This window comes from Cytobacillus kochii (assembly GCF_020171845.1).
GTDB lineage: Bacteria > Bacillota > Bacilli > Bacillales > Cytobacillaceae > Cytobacillus > Cytobacillus kochii.
In genome coordinates this window covers 457,086-474,745 of record NZ_JAIVAM010000002.1, presented here as the reverse complement: position 1 = coordinate 474,745, position 17,660 = coordinate 457,086, and the positions used below count along the sequence as shown (strand labels likewise).

The window sequence follows — 17,660 nt, the reverse complement described above, 5'->3', positions numbered from 1 at the left end:
TGGCTTTTTCTTTTTTATCATTTCACTTAAACCAATTCGCCCCTTCATCCATATGAAGAAAAGGAATATCCGTTTCCACTTCACCCGTCATTCTCTCGATTGATAACTCTTTTCCTAATAGCCAAGAAGCAAAGTCAATCTCATAAGGTTGTTGATTTCCTCCCAATGCCATCCATACTTTTTGGCTACGCGGAAAATAAACAGATGTATGAATGGTCCCCGCCCAGCTTCCATACAAATCAGAAAATACACCTTGACCTATACCATTCATCAATTGAAAAGCTTGCTCTGGACTGCTCATTGCTGCGCGATTTTCTTCCATAACAGCTAAACGACGCTTTGAATCTGCTAATTGATGACGGTTTTCTGATAAGAGTTTCTCAAAATGGTTTGTACAGGATAGAGTTTCACGCACTGTCACTTCTCTTGGGGTGGTTTCCACTGCCGCACTTCTTCCCTTTTTATCATGAACAACATAAGTAAAGGAATGACGATGAGGAATTTCTTTTAACATCGCAACTGCTTCTTCAACATCTTGACATGACTCTAAAATAAGTCTGCCAATCATACAACAAATAAAACCATCACCTGGTCTTCTTCTATTCATAAAGTTATAGCCCATTGCTAAACCACACTCATTCATACCATCCATTCGCCCTGTTACTCGTTGCGATGGACCAATCATACTATAGCCCATTCCATCAGTCGGTTGGAATAGTGTATATCGCCCTTCATATGTTTTGGGATGATAATCATAATTGCGGATTAAATAATCCTCACCTATATATATAGAACAGCCTGATTTATGATGATTCACGCGATAGCCACCGTATTCCTGTAATACTCGCTCTATTGGCCATTCTAATGCCTCTTGTAAACCCATTAGTTCATCCCAAACACCTGGAGCAAAGTGTGTAATCATCGACTTTGCTTCTTTTACATTGATCGTAAAGCGTGGCTTTCTTACCTTCCACTGGTCTTCTCTATTTTTTACGGACAATGAGTCCTTTAATAACTCCCCTTGCAAGAAACCATAATCATAATGATTACCTCTAAATTGAATAATATCACTATAGATTTTCTTCATATGTATCCTCCTCACAGTTGCTCTCAACATAAGCATACTGGAAGTCCTTCGGAAAATAAAGACAACCCGCCAGTGCAAATTAAAAAGCAGGAAACCATTAACTTTTCATCTAATATTCAACTTGTTGCGTTTATAACCATTAATGTGAACTCCTTCCATTTCATTCTTTGCCAATACAAAAAACGAACAAAGCTATTGAAATAGCATTTGCCCGTTTTAATGCGAGAACATGTTTATATCGTTCTCTTAATATTTCTCCCAGACTGCCTCTCATAATTACGTATAATCATGCTATTCCCCTTCGTCATGGCGAATCTTTCATAGTATGGAACTAAATCATCATCACAAGATAAGTCAATCATATAAATATCGCTCAGTTCCTGTAGCATCATCTTTACAAGTGTTTCTCCAATTCCTTGCTGTTGATAGTCTGGCCGTACTTCTAGTAGCGGAATGTATGCCGAGATCACACCATCACTGATAGCTGTAATAAAGCCTACGACTCTTTTGTTTGTTTCATCAATGGCCACAATCGCTTTATAGCTGTTGTGCATTAGGTATAGATGCGTTTCCGGTTGCGGATAATTCCCCCATCCTACAAAAAACCCTGATAGCATGTCTATCGTTATATTTTGTAGATTACTCGTATATATCATTCTTTAACCCCTTTTCTCGTTAGATTAGGCTGAAAAGAAGATATATATTGATTCATACAATAACAAACAACTTGCCCCCCATTTTATGTGAGTACTATTTATTCCCGGTAAACCATTTGTATAACTGTTGCGATTCAATAGTTAGATAAACATTCGTATCTTTTCTAAAATCGATTACACCAGCCTGAGAAGTATTGACACGATCCGCTGTTAATTTCCAAACTTTTGGACCAGCGTAATATTCATGATCTGTCACAACTTTATACCATGTATTTCCTCCCTCTTGTGATTCTGTTATTGTAAAATTACCGACTTTTTTCTCGAACTCCCCATTCCCTTCTCCCATTTTCACTTCAATGACTTTATTGCCTTGGTCATTCTTATAAAAATTCACTTCTTTATTTGCTGTTGTTCTGATATCCCCTGAAGGTGTTGCCTTAAAAGCAATTGAACCAGTATAAAACGGAGGTCCTTCCTCTTCATCTACTTGCGTAGCGACAACTTTCAATTTTAAGTTTCCTGTTTTCCCTTGGAAGTTAATATCATTGTCACCATGTGGCCACCTTGCGAAAATACGAAATTGCTCGTTATCGACTGTCGGTTTAAATGTTGAAGTATGATCGATTTCCTTCCACTCCCCATTCACTTTTCTTTCTAATGACAAAACAATTGGCGAGTTGCCATTGGCAGGGAATAATTTACCCGATGGAATTAAATCTACTTGATAAGTAACGGGCACCTCCGTATCATTCTTTTGAATTTCAAAAGCATAAACTTTGACAGGATCCATCCCTGGGTAAAAGTTTTCACCTAAGGAGAATTGTCCATCCCCAATTGTCTCACCGCTTTCATTCACTGCGTTCACATTAAATTTTGCTGCTTGAACTGTGTTTCCTGTACTCGTAAAACTTTTAGAAAAATAAGCAACTGTCCCAAAAATAGCTGTAGCAATTAATAATAATGCCAATGAACTTAACGATAATTTTGTTTTCAACTCTTCTCCCCCTCAAATTCATTTATGATTTTTTTGTTCCTTTTAAATAACTTGTCTGAAAAAATAATGACAAGAACAATGAAAAACATCAAACTTAAACCAATTGGACTGATTAAGAATTCAGCTATAGAGCCTACTTTCGGCAACACCCACTCTACTTTACCTGTTAGATGTTCAGACCGTATCTTCGTCTCATCCTCTGTATTATTTGCATCGCCTTTCGTCTTAAAAAAAGAGCCAGACTCATCCTTAGCTACTTCAGTTACTCTGTGAGTGACAAAGTCTGCCCCATTTCGGTATGTAATCACATCATTCTCGTTGATTTGATTAAACGTAGATTGTTTAATCACAACAACATCACCTGGTGAGATACTCGGCTCCATGCTTCCTGTTAATACAATAAGAAGGCTTCTCCCAAATAGAGATGGTGGCTTTTCTTGATTTTGGTCACTAGTGATTAGCGTGTATAAAGAAAGAACACCTAATAAAATGAGAAGGACAAATAAACTATTACCAATGACCGAAATGACCTTTCGAATACTCCCTCCTCCCTTCTCGTTTCAATTGTTCTTCAATTAAGAATAAATATAGTAATATTAGGAAAATATGACAAGAGAGTAAATACCTAAATATTCAGAAATTTAAGTATAAAAATCAAAACCTGTAATAAACCAATACTTTTTACCTAATGATTTATTATTCCTATCTTATCATTCGTTTACGTAACAATTTGCTATAAAAGTAGAAAAAAGCCCCTGTCATCAAATGATATAGAGGGCTTTTTGGACTATTACTATTTATTCATTTATAATTCTGTTCTAATCATCCATAACTCAGGAAAGAATTGTTGATCGATGACTTTCTTTAGATAACCGACGCCAGATGAGCCACCTGTACCTTTCTTGAAGCCTATTATTCTCTCTACTGTTTTCATATGCCTAAATCTCCATTGTTGAAACGAATCCTCAATATCTATTAGTTTCTCTGCTAATTCATAGAGCTCCCAATACTTCTCGTTATTTAAATACACCGATTTCCATGCTTCTTTAACCGACTCATTATATTCATAAGTATCTTCTACATCTCTACAAAGTATCGTCTCATCAATTGTTAAACCATTACGCTGTAAACAATGGATACTCACATCATAGAGACTTTTTGCTGCATATGATTTCAACAACTCTTCTTTCAAGTCGGCATCTTTTTGATAGATTTTCAGCACATGCGGTGTTTTATACCCTAGCGCGAATTCAATCATACGATATTGATAAGATTGAAAGCCTGAAGCTTGTCCGAGGAAAGGTCGAAACTCGATATACTCAGATGGTGTAAGAGTAGATAGAACGTCCCAAGCTTGTATAATTTGTGATTGTGTTTTCGTTACCCTAGATAAGCATTTTTGTGCTGTCGACAAGTCATCAGCTTCAATGGCCGCAATACTTGATTGAATTTCATGTAAGATAAGTTTCATCCATAATTCAGATACTTGGTGAATAATAATAAACAACATCTCATCATGGTGACCAGACAACCTTTTTTGCGCGCCCAGTACTTGATCTAGTTGCAAGTATTCACCATATGTCATATTCTCATCGAATGCGGTGTGTATCCCCTTTTCATTCTCAAACGGGGGCTGCCCCTGTTTTTTTGTCATCATGCACCCCCTCCTTCTAATTTTCTTATTACTGCTCTTACTGGACTGCCATCTCCGCCTTCAATTCTTAGTGGAAGAGCAATCAGTTCATAGTCTCCCTGTGCAATATCATGAACAACGATATTTTCTAGTATATGAATATTATGTTGATGGAGCTTATGGTGAATAGGTAATGCTTTACTATCCAATTCATCCACTGACGGAAAATCAACACCAATCAGTTCCACCCCACATTTTTTTAAATATAACGGGACATCTTCACTGATGACAGGGACCCTTGTTGGAAAATGCTTTGGCTTAGGCTCACTACTCGTTTTGATTAATAGTCGCTTTACATTCTGTAATGGGAATTGATCTAATAGGGCAGTCGTGATTCTTTCTTCACCTGATAAATCAATCAATTTAGCTCTACCAATATACAAATTAATATCTAATTCATTTGTCTTTTTACCATCTTCTATAAAATGAAACGGTGCATCTACATGGGTACCGATATGTATACTTGTAGACAGTTGACCAATATTAACCGAACCAGTCTCTTCTCTCGTTGCAGATAAGTTAAAAGAAAAAGCCTCATCTCCTGGCCAATGTGCCATCCCATTGTGCAGTGGCTGAGAAATATCTATCCAATGTCCCATCAGGCAATCACTCCTCGTATATTTTCGAACTTTTTATATGTTTCCTCTTCCATGATTTTCTTCAATATGTTTATTGCACGCCAAACATCTTCAAAGGAATTATATAAGGACACAGGGGCTAAACGGATCCCATCTGGCATGCGAAAATCAGGAATAACACCTTCCTCCTTTAAAGCTTTGCAAATTCTCGCAGCCTCTTTATGCCCAAGTAAAATATGTGCCCCTCTACTCTCATCTGTTCGGTTGTATAGTTGAAAGGCAAAAGGTTTTAATTCATTGTGAATTAAGTCCATCATATAATCTGTTAATTGCAATGACTTTTGCCTAATAGCATTAATCCCTACTTCATCAAACATAGAAAGCGCTCCCAATAATGGTGCCATACTTAAAATTTGTGGCGTGCCCATTTGATATGCACTTGCGTCATCTGCTACAGTCATCTCATGTTCCATATCAAATTGCTTCTGTTTATGAGAACCAAACCATCCAGCCAAGCCAGGAGCTGTTCCATGATGACATTCATTGATATATAAACCACCTACAGCACCAGGTCCACCATTTAGATGTTTATAGTTGCACCAAAAGGCAAAGTCAACATTCCATTCTGTTAATGAATGGGGAATGGCACCAATTGAATGACATAAATCAAATCCAATTAGTATGTCTCTTTTATGAGCTTCTTCGACTAACCTTTTCATTTGTAGAATCTGTCCACTTCGATACAATACACTTGGTAAAATAATCAGTGCAATTTCTTCATTCATCGCTGCAATAATATCTTCTTCGCGAATAAACTGACCATCTCTACTCTTAATACTAATGAATTGTTCTTCTGAATAGCCTCTCAGACGAAGATGACTTTTGATCGCATAAATATCAGACGGAAAGTTTAGCTCATCTGCGATAATTTTATTTTTACCTTCTTTTGGTTGGAAAAAGGTAGCTAATATTTGATGCAAATTAACTGTCGTAGAATTTGATGCGATAACTTCTGCTTTCTTAGCACCTACGAGCTTGGCCAAGCTTTCCCCAATTGTTTCGGCCATATAATACCACGGAGCCCCTCCCTCGGTCCAACCATCAATTGCGTATTCCTTCCAGGATTGAATTACTTCATGTAGTGATTTTTCAGCTCTTTTAGATAATAACCCTAAAGAGTTGCCATCTAGATATATTAAATCGTCTCTCAGGTAAAATTCCTTACGATATTTTGCCAGTTGATCTTGTTGGTCCTTTTCTTTTGCAAACGCAAGTGAGTATATGTTCAAGTAAACACAACCTTTCTGAAAATTATCTATATCGCGAAAATTATAGCTGACTTCTATCATCATTGCAATGAATAACCGTTTAAATCATTTATGTCAAAAAACGCACAATCTAATTTTGCTTACAAATAGTTAACCTATTTTGATATAATAAGTAGTAATACACTATTAGGGGGAACTATAGATAATGAAGAAAATTTTTGCAGCTTTACTTACTGCAGCACTTGTCTTTTCACCAGTAGGAACAACAATCTTCCAAGACCAGGTTTCAACTGTTGAGGCGAAATCTTATAAATCAGGTAAAAAAGGTGTAAACTTTAATAAAAGCACGACAAACAATAACAACCAATCGAACGTTCAAAATAATCAGCAACAAAAAAACAACACAGCTACAAATCAACAACAAAAGAATAATGGTGGTTTCTTTTCTGGCGGATTAATGAAAGGACTTATGTTAGGTGGACTAGCAGGATTATTATTTGGCGGCCTGTTTGGAAATATGGGTATGTTAGGTAGTATTCTTGGTTTACTTGTCAATGTTTTAGCTATCGTCTTTGTCATTATGATTATTCGTAAAATCTTTACGATGATTAAAGATAAAAAGAAAAAACAGGAACCAAATCCATGGAACAATTAATTATTCCTGAACAAGATATTGTCAATGCATTATGTGTGTACATTTCTCGTAAAAAACAAGTGAAGCTAGAAGAAGTCGAAATTGAGCTCATGTATGATGACGATTATGGTTTCTCTGCCGAATCTCATGTTGGCGGCCGTAAGCAAGTCTTGATTACAGCGAATATGATCGAAGCATTAAGATTATGGTTAGATGAATTTCTTAATCGTGATCCATATGCAGGTATAAACCTCGTACTTGACGATGAACAAGGAATTATCGCTGTTGTACAGTAAACTAGTATATTCTCTTATTTTTAAAAAAGAGCATCCGTAGTGGATGCTCTTTTATTATTGGTATATAGTTAAATTGCTTTTGTTTCTTTAGTGATTACCTCTTTTTCTTTTGCTGGTTTTTTGGACCAGTACGTAGCTAAGATAGGACCAGATATATTATGCCAAACAGCACCTAAAGCACTTGGAATAGCGGCAACTGGACCAAAGTGAGCAGTTGCTAGTGAAACACCTAGCCCTGAGTTTTGCATGCCCACCTCAATAGCAATCGCTCTTCTCGTACCTTCATCCATTTTGAAAAGCACGCCAGCCATATATCCTAATAGTAAACCTGCTGCATTATGGAGCATCACCGCAATAAAGACAGAAAGCCCAGAAGAAGCAATTTTCTCAGCATTCCCTCCTACAACAGCAGTTACGATAATAATGATTGCTGTAACAGAAATAAGTGGAACAACGTTAATACTTTTTTCTACGATAACCGGGAATATTCTCTTCACTACTAAACCAAGTATAATAGGAACGATAATTACTTGAACAATTGATACAAACATACTCCACGCATCAACGGGCATCCATTGACCTGCTAGAGCTAAAAGTATGAGCGGTGTAGCTATTGGTGCAATCAAAGTGGATAACGATGTCATAGTTATCGATAATGGTACATTTCCTTTTGCTAAATACACCATTACATTAGAAGCTGTACCACCTGGGACTGATCCTAATAGTACTAAGCCTGCTGCTAATTCTGCCGGTAATTGCATAAGGTAGGCAATAGCGAAAGCCATCAAAGGCATGATTGTAAACTGCGCCACAAAACCCAGTAAAACAGGGAGTGGGTGAGAAAATACTAATTTAAAGTCCACCGGTTTTAAAGTTAAACCCATACCGAACATGACTACGCCAAGTAACAAGGTAATGTATCCACCGAAGACTACGAATAACGGTGGATATAGATAAGCCACAACTGCTGCAATAATAACAAGAAAAGCGAAATATTTTCCTGCGAGATTACTAACCGCCTCCAGAATCTTCAATTAACTCTCCTCCTCCAAATTAAAAGGAATAACCTTATTTGGGTTTAAGATGTGATTTGGATCTAAAACATTCTTAATGTTCCTCATCACTTCTAATGCTTTCCCATGCTCTTGTTCTTGATATTTCATTTTTCCTACCCCAACACCATGTTCGCCAGTACAAGTGCCACCCTTTTCTAAGGCATACAAGACAAGTTGTTCATTGAAATGTTTGGCTTTGTTTACTTCTTCTTCATTATTCAAATCAATCATCACAAGCGAATGGAAGTTTCCGTCTCCTACATGTCCTGTCAGGCCACCAATTAAATTAATCTCATCTAGGCATTTTCTAGCATATGTAACAGCACCCGCTAATTCTGAGATCGGTACACATACGTCTGTTACCATCATTTTCTTACCTGGATAGCCATGCACATAAGCGTAGGCTAAATTATGTCTTGCATCCCATAAAAGATTACGAGCAGCCGTATCTGTTTCAAATGTTATATCTTGACAATGGAAATCAGCTACAATTTCTCTCATGAATTCAACATCTTGTTGAAGCCCAGCTTCATTACCATGAAATTCTAAAAATAGCGTTGGTTTAATCTCGTAATTAGTCTCACTAAAAATATTCACTTGATTAATTGAAGCTTCATCTACCAGTTCAACTCTGCCAATCGGAATGCCAGCTTGTAGGATGCCAACTACAGCACCAACTGCATCATCAATTGTAGGAAAGGTTGCTCTACCAGCCATTTGGAATTCTGGAATACCGTACACTTTTAACGTCAACTCAGTAAAGCAGCCTAAAGTCCCTTCTGACCCGACAAATAATCCATTTAAATGATAGCCAGAAGAAGATTTGGCGGCTAAACTACCGGTATGTATGATCTCCCCATTAGCTAAAACCACTTCTAAATCTAGTACTTGATCTCTCATTACACCATACTTAACAGAAGTGGTACCACTTGCATTGGTTGCTGCCATTCCGCCTAATGTAGCATCAGCACCTGGGTCAACAGGAAAAAACAAACCGTATTTTTTCAACTCTTTATTTAGTTGCGAACGAGTCACACCAGGTTGAACCTTTACTAAAAAGTCTTCTTCCTTTACTTCTAAAATTCTATTCATTTCAGTAAAATTCATCGTTATTCCCTTTTTGTAAGGAATGACATGTCCCTCTAAACTCGACCCAACCCCGAAAGGAATAATCGGCGTTTGGAATTCTCCCGCCTTTTGTATAATTTGACTTACTTCACTAGCATTTTTGGGATAAACAACAATATCAGGATGACTACCTTTATGATAGGATTCATCTTTACTATGTAAGTTAAGAATGGTTTCATTAATAGATACTTGTTCATCTGTTAAAAAGCTCAATAAAGCGCTTACTAATTCTTGATTATTCGTTTGACTGCCCTCTGTTGTTTTCATTGTTTAGTCTCTCTCCTTACAAATCAAAATTGTACAGACCAATTATTGAATTTTGAGAAAATTGGTCTAACATGTTCTCATTGTACAAGAAAATTCAAAAAAATCAATAATTAAAAATTTAAAATTGCTGCATTTTCCCTTTTTTTGTATGATGATATGAAAGGGAGTGGAAATCATGTCGCAAAAGAAAAAAACACATATGATTATTACAGAACAATTAGAAGGATATATTATCAACCAAAAACTTTCATCAGGAGATCGCCTCCCCCCTGAAAGAGTACTTGCAACTCTCTTTTCCTCTAGCAGAACATCAATTAGAGAAGCATTGAAAATTTTAGAAATGAAAGGTCTCTTAGAGATTAAGCAAGGGAGTGGAACATACATTAAATCAGTTGATTGTTTAACTTCTGAAGCACCTATCCTTTCTGCTAATCCGAAGACAAATATATATGAAATGTTAGATTTACGAAAAGTTTTAGAAGTGGAGTGTGCTGGATTGGCATCAACTAGAGCGACATCAACAGATATAGCCAATATCCGCCATTCGCTTTTAGCGATGGAAACGGCATCCACGTCCGAAGACGGCATCCACGCGGATTTTCAATTTCACTTACATATCGTTTATGCGTCACACCATTCTATATTTATTAAACTTATGACTAACCTTACTGAACATATGAAAAATACTATAAAAGTAACGAGGTCAAACCGGTTTGCCGAAGACAATAAACGGGAAAAATCTACTATGGAAGAGCACCGTGATATTTATCTAGCAATTGCATCAGGAAATGGTAATGAAGCGCGGCAATTAATGAACAACCATATTAATAGGGTAAGAAAAGAATTAAGCGAATCAATGCTTTTCAATGAACAAGCGGAATCCTACCTATAAATAGTAAAGTCGGCTAAAATAAACCTACTTGATGTTTGGAGGAATAATAATGAAAACGATTTATGACTTTGAAGTAAAAAAAACAAATGGTCATACTCAACAGTTAAAAGATTTTGAAGGAAAAGTAATCCTAATCGTTAATACGGCAAGTAAGTGCGGTCTTACTCCTCAGTTTGAAGGATTGCAAGAGCTATATGAAAAGTATAAAGAAAAAGGCTTTGTCATCCTTGGATTTCCATGTGCTCAATTTAACAACCAGGAATTCGCAAATATCGATGAAACAACAGAGTTTTGTCAAGTGAATTATGGTGTCTCCTTTCCAATGTTTGCAAAAATAGATGTAAACGGTGATAACACAGATCCACTGTTTGCTTATTTAAAAGAAGAGAAGAAAGGTGTACTTTCAAAGAATATTAAATGGAATTTCACTAAGTTTCTTATTGACCGGAATGGGGAGGTATACGACAGATACGCACCAACAACCGAACCTGAAAAAATAACAAGTGACATTGAAAAATTGCTCTAAAATTAACATAAGGAAACCCCTATTAAATGTAGTGACCCCTAAAAGTTAGACACAGTTATTTCATGAGGCAACTTGTTCAAAATGAGTTCGGTATTGTACCGGACTCATTTTCAATTTTCCCTTTAACCGTTTCCTATTATAGTATTCTATATATTTTTCTAATTCTAGTTTAAAGTGGTTCACACTTTCAAATTCCTTAAAATAAAGCAATTCTGACTTCAGTATCCCAAAGAAGTTTTCCATTACAGAGTTATCGTAACAGTTACCTTTACGTGACATACTCTGTTTAACCCCTTTTGCTTGAAGCAAGTTGCGATATTGGTTCATTTGATAATGCCATCCTTGGTCGGAATGCATGAGTAATTGATGCCTTTCTGGTAAGGATTCTAATGCTTTTTCTAACATGTCCGAAACTAATGAATACGTTGGTCGAGAACCGATGGTATACGTAATAATTTCACCATTAAATAAATCTAATACAGGCGATAGATACAGCTTTTCACCAAATAGCTTGAATTCTGTAATATCTGTTACCCATTTTTCATTCGGTGCGTCCGCACTAAATTGACGGTCTAAATGATTTGGCGCTATTTTACCGACTGTGCCTTTATAAGATTTATACCTTTTCATCCGCACTAGGCATCTTAAACCCAGCTCTTTCATGATTCGTTGAACCTTCTTATGATTTACTTTTTTCCCACGATTCACTAGCTCATCCCGAATACGACGGTAACCGTAACGACCTTCATGTTCTTCATAAATGGCTTGGATTTCTCCTTTTATATCGGTGTCTGGATCAAGTCGATTCATTCGTTTTACTAAATTATAATAGGTGCTGCGTGGAATGCCAGCGAGTTTTACGAGTGACTTCACCGAATACTTATGCCTTAACTCATAGACTACTTGTGCTTTGTCTTGTTTGGTGATTTTTCCTTGTTTTGAACTAAGGCATTCAACTTTTTTAAATACTCATTTTCCATTTCCAGTTGTTTTATTCGATTTTCTAGTGCTTCAAAAGAACGGTCAGTAGAACTTTGTTTATTTGAATCTTTTTTCATGGATAGACGCCCCTGTTCCTGTGACTGAAGGGCATCTATCCCTTGTGTTTCAAACTTTCTTTTCCATACAGCTAGAGTGGAATGCGCTGGGATATTAAAAATAGCTGCCGTTTCACATAGAGAAGTACCATTTTCAGTCATATATTGTAGTACTTCTAGTTTAAACATTTGTGTATAACTTGTACAACGTTTCACCAATGCCTCTGCACCATTGTAGTTGTATTGTCTTACCCATTTAACAATCGATTTGTGATCTATTCCAATAGATTCTCCAATTTCTCTGTAACTTTCTTTTCCGCTTAAATAGCGAGTCACGGCTTGTAGCTTCATTTCCGCAGTAAATTTGGACAAAAAAACTGCACCTCCAATAGTTGTAGATAGTGTCTAACAATTGGGGTGCAGTTCAAAATATAGGGGTTCCTTATGTTCTATTTTCTATAATCAAAAAAAGGCTCCTATTCGGAACCTTTTATTATATCAGTTTATTTTTTCTTTTTAGATAATCTACCGAGTAAGAATGCACCCGCAGCAACACCAAGAATGGTATTTGTCTTTTTATTAAATACTTGTTTTGCAACGAGGTTGATGTTTTGTGGTCTTTCTGCGAGACGTCGCATGTAATAGCCGTACCAGTCATCACCAAACGGAATATATGTGGTAAAATTATAGCCTTCTTTCGCAAGCTCTAATTGCATTTCTTTTCTGAATCCATATAACATCTGGAATTCAAATTGATCATTTGCAATATCGTGTTCCTTTACAAATTTCTTCACATGATTAATTACATGATGATCATGTGTTGCAATAGACGTGAATTTACCATGTAATAAATGATATTCTATTAGTTTAATATAGTTGCTATCGATTTCTTCTTTCGCAGTATAAGCAACTTCAGTTGGTTCTTTATATGCACCTTTTACAATACGTAAACGATAATTTTTATATTTTTCTATATCTTCTATTGCTCTATAAAAATAGGCCTGGATAACAGTCCCTATATTATCATAACTTTTTGATAATTCATCCAATAAATCAAATGAAGGTTGTAAACGGCCATGATCCTCCATATCAAAATTGATAAAGATGCCATATTCATGAGCCTTACTTACTATTTCTTTTAAGTTCTCCAAACAAAAGGAGTAATCAATGTCTAAGCCTAATTGAGATGGTTTTAACGAAATATGGGCATCGACTTCATGCTCATGAATCGCTTCAACAACTGCTAAGATTTGTTCTTTTGCTGCAGTCGCATCCTCTTTTTGATTAACAAATTCCCCTAGATTATCGACTGTACATGCGATACCATGGGCATTTAATTCCTTAATCCTAACAATCGCTTCTTCAATATTTGTACCCGCAACGACACTTTGAGCACCCAGTTTTAAACCATATTTTTTTGCTGCACTATTTAAAAATTGATTTTGAGATAAGCCTATAAATAGATCTTTCAGCATAGCGATTACTCCTTGTCTATTAATTTTTACATGGTCATTATATCATAAATTAGCAATAAAAATTATTTTGCGAATAATTATTTTTTTCCTACATTTAAGAAGAAACAATGATTTCTTTCTTTAAAATAAATGTACCACTAAAAGAACGGAAACAAACCAAAAAATTATATTTAAAAAATAAATAAAGGCGGATAAGAATAAAAAAATGGCCATTTCTAATAATTGTATATATGTATGATAATTGCGTGGGAGGAAATCTAGAGAAGCGCATTGACGAAAATCATAACAAACAACCGAATGAAGAAAACTAATCCATTTCATAAAAAAAACGAACAAACACTAATCCCTAGTATTTGTTCGGATTCTCATTTTGCATAATCCCTTGTTCCTCTGTAATCTTATAAATCAGAGATAATAATATATGTTGCATTTATGGGTCCATGTACACCGACGACTAAGTTCATTTCAATATCAGCAGAATTACTTGGTCCAGTTATAAAGTTAATACAACTAGGAATGACTCCTGTTTCTTTTATTTTTTCCTGGATATAGGCCGCTGCTTGTGTCATTCTCGGTACAATAGAACTTCTAGGTACAAGTATAATTGATTTTTCCGGTAAGAAGCTGACTGTCCTGCCTTTGTGTTTATCACTAAATAATACGACAGTCCCCGATTCTGCAAGGGTAATCTCACTAATCGTTAATCCGATGTTTGCTTTTTCAGCTATTGCGATATTTTCTACTTCAACTTCATGATTCCATTCATAGTACGCTACCCCTTGCTTATGCAATTCTTCAAGCTTGGCTGTAACTCCCCATGCTTTTAATCTACTATCACGCCAAGTTACGATGGATTCACCGCCGTAATCTGACACTCGGTCCTCTAATGTTTGCGGTAAGTTTGATAGATTTGTTTCAATCAAGTCCGTGTGAATTAATTTGCATTGGTTTTTTAAGACCGAAATTAAATCGGACTGCGATGCCCCCTTTAACACCCGCTTTTGCGGGGCATATTTCCACTCGGGTTTTTCTATCCTCTTCCTTACTTCTTCTTTTCCTAATCGTGCTGCAATTTTCTTAAGAAATATTTCTCTATTTTCAATCGCCATGATTCTTTTCCTCCTTGCCCCTTTGTTTAAACCAGTCACGGAATCTTTCCTTTTGCGGAGCAGGAAAATCACGGATTTCCGTCCACGCCTTTAATGGACCGACACCTTTTGTGAGCTTTGTCCCATCAGAAAATGGCCCAACAGCCTTTGAGGCAAATTTCCCACCCATTTTATATAAAGCAGGAGAAGCTGCTCCGAGACCAAAAGCTTTCATCGCTAACTTTTCAGATATGGGGGCTTTTCCTTCTTTTTCAACAATGACTTGCCTATGTTTATGAAGAAGGTCATGCAATGGTATTTTCACCGGACAAACCTCAGTACACGCCCCGCATAATGTGGAAGCATAAGGAAGCTCTTTATATTCTTCATAACCACCGAGTAATGGAGACAATACTGCACCAACTGGACCTGAGTAGATAGAACCGTATGAATGTCCGCCTACATGACGGTAAACGGGACAGACATTTACACAAGCGGCACAGCGTATACATTGTAGAATCGATTGGAATTCTCCACCTAAAATATTTGAACGACCATTATCAACAATAACTAAATGAAACTCTTCTGGGCCATCCACTGCTCCCTCTTCTTTTGGGCCACTTAAAACGGTAACATAGCTGGGTAATTTCTGTCCGACTGCACTACGAGAAAGCATTCCTACTAATACTTCTAATTCTGTAAACGAGGGCACAAGTCTCTCCATTCCCATTACAGTGATTTGTGTATCGGGCAAAGAAGTTGATAAGTCGGCATTTCCTTCATTCGTTACGAGACAAATTGAACCTGTTTCAGCGACGGCAAAATTACACCCAGTTATACCTATATCTGCTGTTAAATATTCATTTCTTAGCATTTTCCTAGCATGTTGTGTTAATTCTTCCGGTCTATCTGTTCCCTGGTAACCTAGTTTCCTTGTAAACACATCTCTTACTTGCTCTTTATTTTTGTGTAGTGCTGGAGCAACAATATGTGATGGAAGGTCATGATCATCAATTTGCAAAATATATTCACCTAAATCTGTTTCAATGACCTCACACCCAACCGATTCTAAATGATGGTTGAGATCGATTTCTTCTGTCACCATTGACTTCGACTTTACTACTTTCTTGGCATTTTTCTTCTTAATTACACCTTTAATGTAATCATTAGCCTCTTCTGGTGTTTGCGCGAAAAAAACATGTCCGCCTAACTTTTCTACATTTTCACTTAGTTGAAACAGATAATAATCTAGATTTTCTAATACATGTTGTCTAATTTCTTCCCCATGTGCTCGCCATTCTTCCCAATCACCCAATTCATTTGCTGCATCCTGTCTACGCACTTCTAAGCGATCTTGCGCCCCTGAAACCGCCCCTCTCATAAAGCGATTTTCTAAACCAGACGCTACTCGATCAGTAAATTGCTCATTTCCAATCCTCATTGGCATATCAATCACCTATCTTTCTGTTCTACTATTTAATACTTCAGCAATATGCATCACTTTCACTGGTTCACCCACTCTATCCATTCGACCACCAATATTCATTAAACAGCCACCGTCAGCGCCAATTAAAAGCTCTGCTCCTGTTTCATTAATATGGGCAACTTTTTCATCTACCATTTGTTCTGAGATGGCCCCCATCTTTACAGAAAATGTTCCACCAAATCCACAGCATTGACTTTTATTTGGCAATTCAGTAAACTCTAATCCCTTTACATGTGATAATAATTTCATCGGCGCTTCTTTTACACCTAACAATCGTGTCATATGACAGGAAGTGTGATAAGTAGCTTTCGCCTGATAGCTTGCGCCTACATCCTCAACTTTTAACACATCAACGATAAACTCTGTTAATTCATACGTTTTTTTAGCTAATTTTTTTGCTTGCGGCCCCCAATGTGGATCGTCTTTAAATATATGCTCATATTCATGAAACATATAGGCACATGAACCAGATGGACAAACTACATATTCAGAATGACTAAAGGTTTCTATCATCCTTTTCATTGCATCCCTTGATTCTTTTACGTAACCACTATTGTAAGATGGTTGACCACAACATACTTGATTTTCAGGGAAATCCACCTCACAGCCAAGCCTTTCTAATAATTCTACAGTTGCTACCCCCGCTTTACTGTTAAACATATCGACTAGACAGGTAGCAAAAAGTGAAACCTTCATCTCAAAAACCCCCTTATCGCGCTAAGAAATAATCAGATAACTACTATCTATCGTACCATTGTTTGTATATTTATTAAATTCTAAATATTAATACGTTCTATTCATAAGACGAATAAAAGATGTATGCTTTAAGGGAAGGAAAAGTTTCCAGACAAGCAGTCATTGTAAAGGTGAAGAGAATTGATGTATATCATTCATTATTTAGGAATGTACAAAATGAAGGGTTCAAAATTGCACTTTTCTCAAATTTTTTTATTTTCCACCAACATTTGCAGCATCTATTTCGTTATCTATATGAAGCTAAGAAGAAAAACTACTTTTCCATGGAATAAAGGTGATTGTATTGCAATCTATTTATTTATCATTGCGCGATGATTTATATAAATTTGCTTCGTCTATTGCTTATGATGAGCATGAAGCACAGGATTTGATCCAACAAGCTTTAGAAAAGGCCATGCATTTAGATGATTTGTCTTCTTGGCCAAAATATAAGCAAAAAGCTTGGTTTTACCGTGTCATGAAAAATCAATTGATTGATCAGCGGAGAAAATTCAAACGAGAAATGAATATTGATCAAAATGAAGAAGTGATTTTACCTACCTTTATGAAAACCTCAATTGAAATGGTAGAGTTACTTAGTCAATTATCAGCTATTGAAAGTGATATCATTTTCAAAAAATACTGGATTGGTTTAAAAAGTGATGAAATTGCTATAAAGCTTGGTTTATCAGCTTCAACTGTTAGGTATCATTTAGCAAAAGCAATGAAAAAACTACGAAAGATCTTAGAGGAGGAACAATAATA

The 17,660-nt window shown here is 36.4% G+C and carries 19 protein-coding genes; 5 read left to right on the top strand and 14 right to left on the bottom strand.

Going from position 1 to position 17,660, the window contains the following annotated elements:
* Nucleotides 1-22: 22 nt before the first annotated feature.
* The 7 genes from LCM23_RS03200 to kynU all read right to left on the bottom strand — a co-directional run bounded on the left by LCM23_RS03200 (nucleotide 23) and on the right by kynU (nucleotide 6,297).
* The gene (locus LCM23_RS03200) at nucleotides 23-1,087 is read right to left on the bottom strand and encodes a C45 family autoproteolytic acyltransferase/hydolase (protein WP_224935637.1); all 1,065 of its coding nucleotides are present in this window, start codon (nucleotides 1,085-1,087) and stop codon (nucleotides 23-25) included.
* Nucleotides 1,088-1,320: 233 nt separating this feature from the next.
* Nucleotides 1,321-1,743, bottom strand: a complete 423-nt coding sequence (locus LCM23_RS03195) for a GNAT family N-acetyltransferase (protein WP_224935635.1) — start codon at nucleotides 1,741-1,743, stop codon at nucleotides 1,321-1,323.
* Between the two features lie 94 nt (nucleotides 1,744-1,837).
* Nucleotides 1,838-2,737 (bottom strand): hypothetical protein, encoded by a 900-nt coding sequence (locus LCM23_RS03190; protein WP_224935633.1) that lies wholly within the window; start codon nucleotides 2,735-2,737, stop codon nucleotides 1,838-1,840.
* Complete coding sequence (locus LCM23_RS03185) at nucleotides 2,734-3,255, bottom strand: signal peptidase I (protein ID WP_224935731.1); 522 nt, start codon at nucleotides 3,253-3,255, stop codon at nucleotides 2,734-2,736. The genes LCM23_RS03190 and LCM23_RS03185 overlap by 4 nt, the downstream gene beginning before the upstream one ends.
* A 287-nt stretch (nucleotides 3,256-3,542) precedes the next feature.
* Nucleotides 3,543-4,394, bottom strand: coding sequence for a tryptophan 2,3-dioxygenase (gene kynA, locus LCM23_RS03180; protein ID WP_404826573.1), 852 nt, complete (start codon nucleotides 4,392-4,394; stop codon nucleotides 3,543-3,545).
* Nucleotides 4,391-5,029 (bottom strand): arylformamidase, encoded by a 639-nt coding sequence (gene kynB / locus LCM23_RS03175; RefSeq protein WP_224935629.1) that lies wholly within the window; start codon nucleotides 5,027-5,029, stop codon nucleotides 4,391-4,393. The genes kynA and kynB overlap by 4 nt, the downstream gene beginning before the upstream one ends.
* Nucleotides 5,029-6,297: a kynureninase gene (gene kynU / locus LCM23_RS03170; RefSeq protein WP_224935627.1), complete on the bottom strand. Its 1,269-nt coding sequence runs from the start codon at nucleotides 6,295-6,297 to the stop codon at nucleotides 5,029-5,031. Before kynU ends, kynB begins: the two co-directional genes overlap by 1 nt.
* 184 nt (nucleotides 6,298-6,481) lie before the next feature.
* On the opposite strand from kynU, the gene LCM23_RS03165 reads away from it, so the two are divergent.
* Both LCM23_RS03165 and LCM23_RS03160 read left to right on the top strand, forming a co-directional pair.
* Entirely contained in the window at nucleotides 6,482-6,931 is a 450-nt protein-coding gene (locus LCM23_RS03165; protein ID WP_224935625.1) for a hypothetical protein, read from the top strand.
* Nucleotides 6,919-7,206, top strand: coding sequence for a YxcD family protein (locus tag LCM23_RS03160; RefSeq protein WP_224935623.1), 288 nt, complete (start codon nucleotides 6,919-6,921; stop codon nucleotides 7,204-7,206). Before LCM23_RS03165 ends, LCM23_RS03160 begins: the two co-directional genes overlap by 13 nt.
* A 68-nt stretch (nucleotides 7,207-7,274) precedes the next feature.
* On the opposite strand, the gene LCM23_RS03155 is transcribed toward LCM23_RS03160, so the two are convergent.
* Entirely contained in the window at nucleotides 7,275-8,240 is a 966-nt protein-coding gene (locus tag LCM23_RS03155; protein WP_224935621.1) for a bile acid:sodium symporter family protein, read from the bottom strand.
* Nucleotides 8,241-9,656 (bottom strand): FAD-binding oxidoreductase, encoded by a 1,416-nt coding sequence (locus tag LCM23_RS03150; protein ID WP_224935619.1) that lies wholly within the window; start codon nucleotides 9,654-9,656, stop codon nucleotides 8,241-8,243.
* Between the two features lie 175 nt (nucleotides 9,657-9,831).
* Between LCM23_RS03150 and LCM23_RS03145 the strand changes: the two genes are divergently transcribed.
* Nucleotides 9,832-10,548: a FadR/GntR family transcriptional regulator gene (locus tag LCM23_RS03145; protein WP_224935617.1), complete on the top strand. Its 717-nt coding sequence runs from the start codon at nucleotides 9,832-9,834 to the stop codon at nucleotides 10,546-10,548.
* Nucleotides 10,549-10,597: 49 nt separating this feature from the next.
* Nucleotides 10,598-11,074 (top strand): glutathione peroxidase, encoded by a 477-nt coding sequence (locus LCM23_RS03140; protein ID WP_224935615.1) that lies wholly within the window; start codon nucleotides 10,598-10,600, stop codon nucleotides 11,072-11,074.
* A gap of 60 nt (nucleotides 11,075-11,134) precedes the next feature.
* Here LCM23_RS03140 and LCM23_RS03135 read toward each other — a convergent pair.
* The 5 genes from LCM23_RS03135 to LCM23_RS03115 all read right to left on the bottom strand — a co-directional run bounded on the left by LCM23_RS03135 (nucleotide 11,135) and on the right by LCM23_RS03115 (nucleotide 16,856).
* Nucleotides 11,135-12,483 (bottom strand): IS3 family transposase gene (locus LCM23_RS03135; RefSeq protein ID WP_224935613.1). Its coding sequence is split into 2 segments (ribosomal slippage): nucleotides 11,135-12,039 and nucleotides 12,039-12,483, totalling 1,350 coding nucleotides; the frame shifts between segments, so codons are not numbered across the junction.
* 131 nt (nucleotides 12,484-12,614) lie between these two features.
* Nucleotides 12,615-13,586, bottom strand: coding sequence for a proline dehydrogenase family protein (locus LCM23_RS03130; protein ID WP_224935611.1), 972 nt, complete (start codon nucleotides 13,584-13,586; stop codon nucleotides 12,615-12,617).
* 398 nt (nucleotides 13,587-13,984) lie between these two features.
* Complete coding sequence (locus LCM23_RS03125) at nucleotides 13,985-14,695, bottom strand: LutC/YkgG family protein (protein ID WP_224935608.1); 711 nt, start codon at nucleotides 14,693-14,695, stop codon at nucleotides 13,985-13,987.
* Nucleotides 14,685-16,121: a LutB/LldF family L-lactate oxidation iron-sulfur protein gene (locus tag LCM23_RS03120; protein ID WP_095370056.1), complete on the bottom strand. Its 1,437-nt coding sequence runs from the start codon at nucleotides 16,119-16,121 to the stop codon at nucleotides 14,685-14,687. The genes LCM23_RS03125 and LCM23_RS03120 overlap by 11 nt, the downstream gene beginning before the upstream one ends.
* A gap of 9 nt (nucleotides 16,122-16,130) precedes the next feature.
* Entirely contained in the window at nucleotides 16,131-16,856 is a 726-nt protein-coding gene (locus LCM23_RS03115) for a (Fe-S)-binding protein (protein WP_224935606.1), read from the bottom strand.
* Nucleotides 16,857-17,190: 334 nt separating this feature from the next.
* Between LCM23_RS03115 and LCM23_RS03110 the strand changes: the two genes are divergently transcribed.
* The gene (locus LCM23_RS03110; protein WP_224935604.1) at nucleotides 17,191-17,658 is read left to right on the top strand and encodes an RNA polymerase sigma factor; all 468 of its coding nucleotides are present in this window, start codon (nucleotides 17,191-17,193) and stop codon (nucleotides 17,656-17,658) included.
* Nucleotides 17,659-17,660 lie beyond the last annotated feature (2 nt).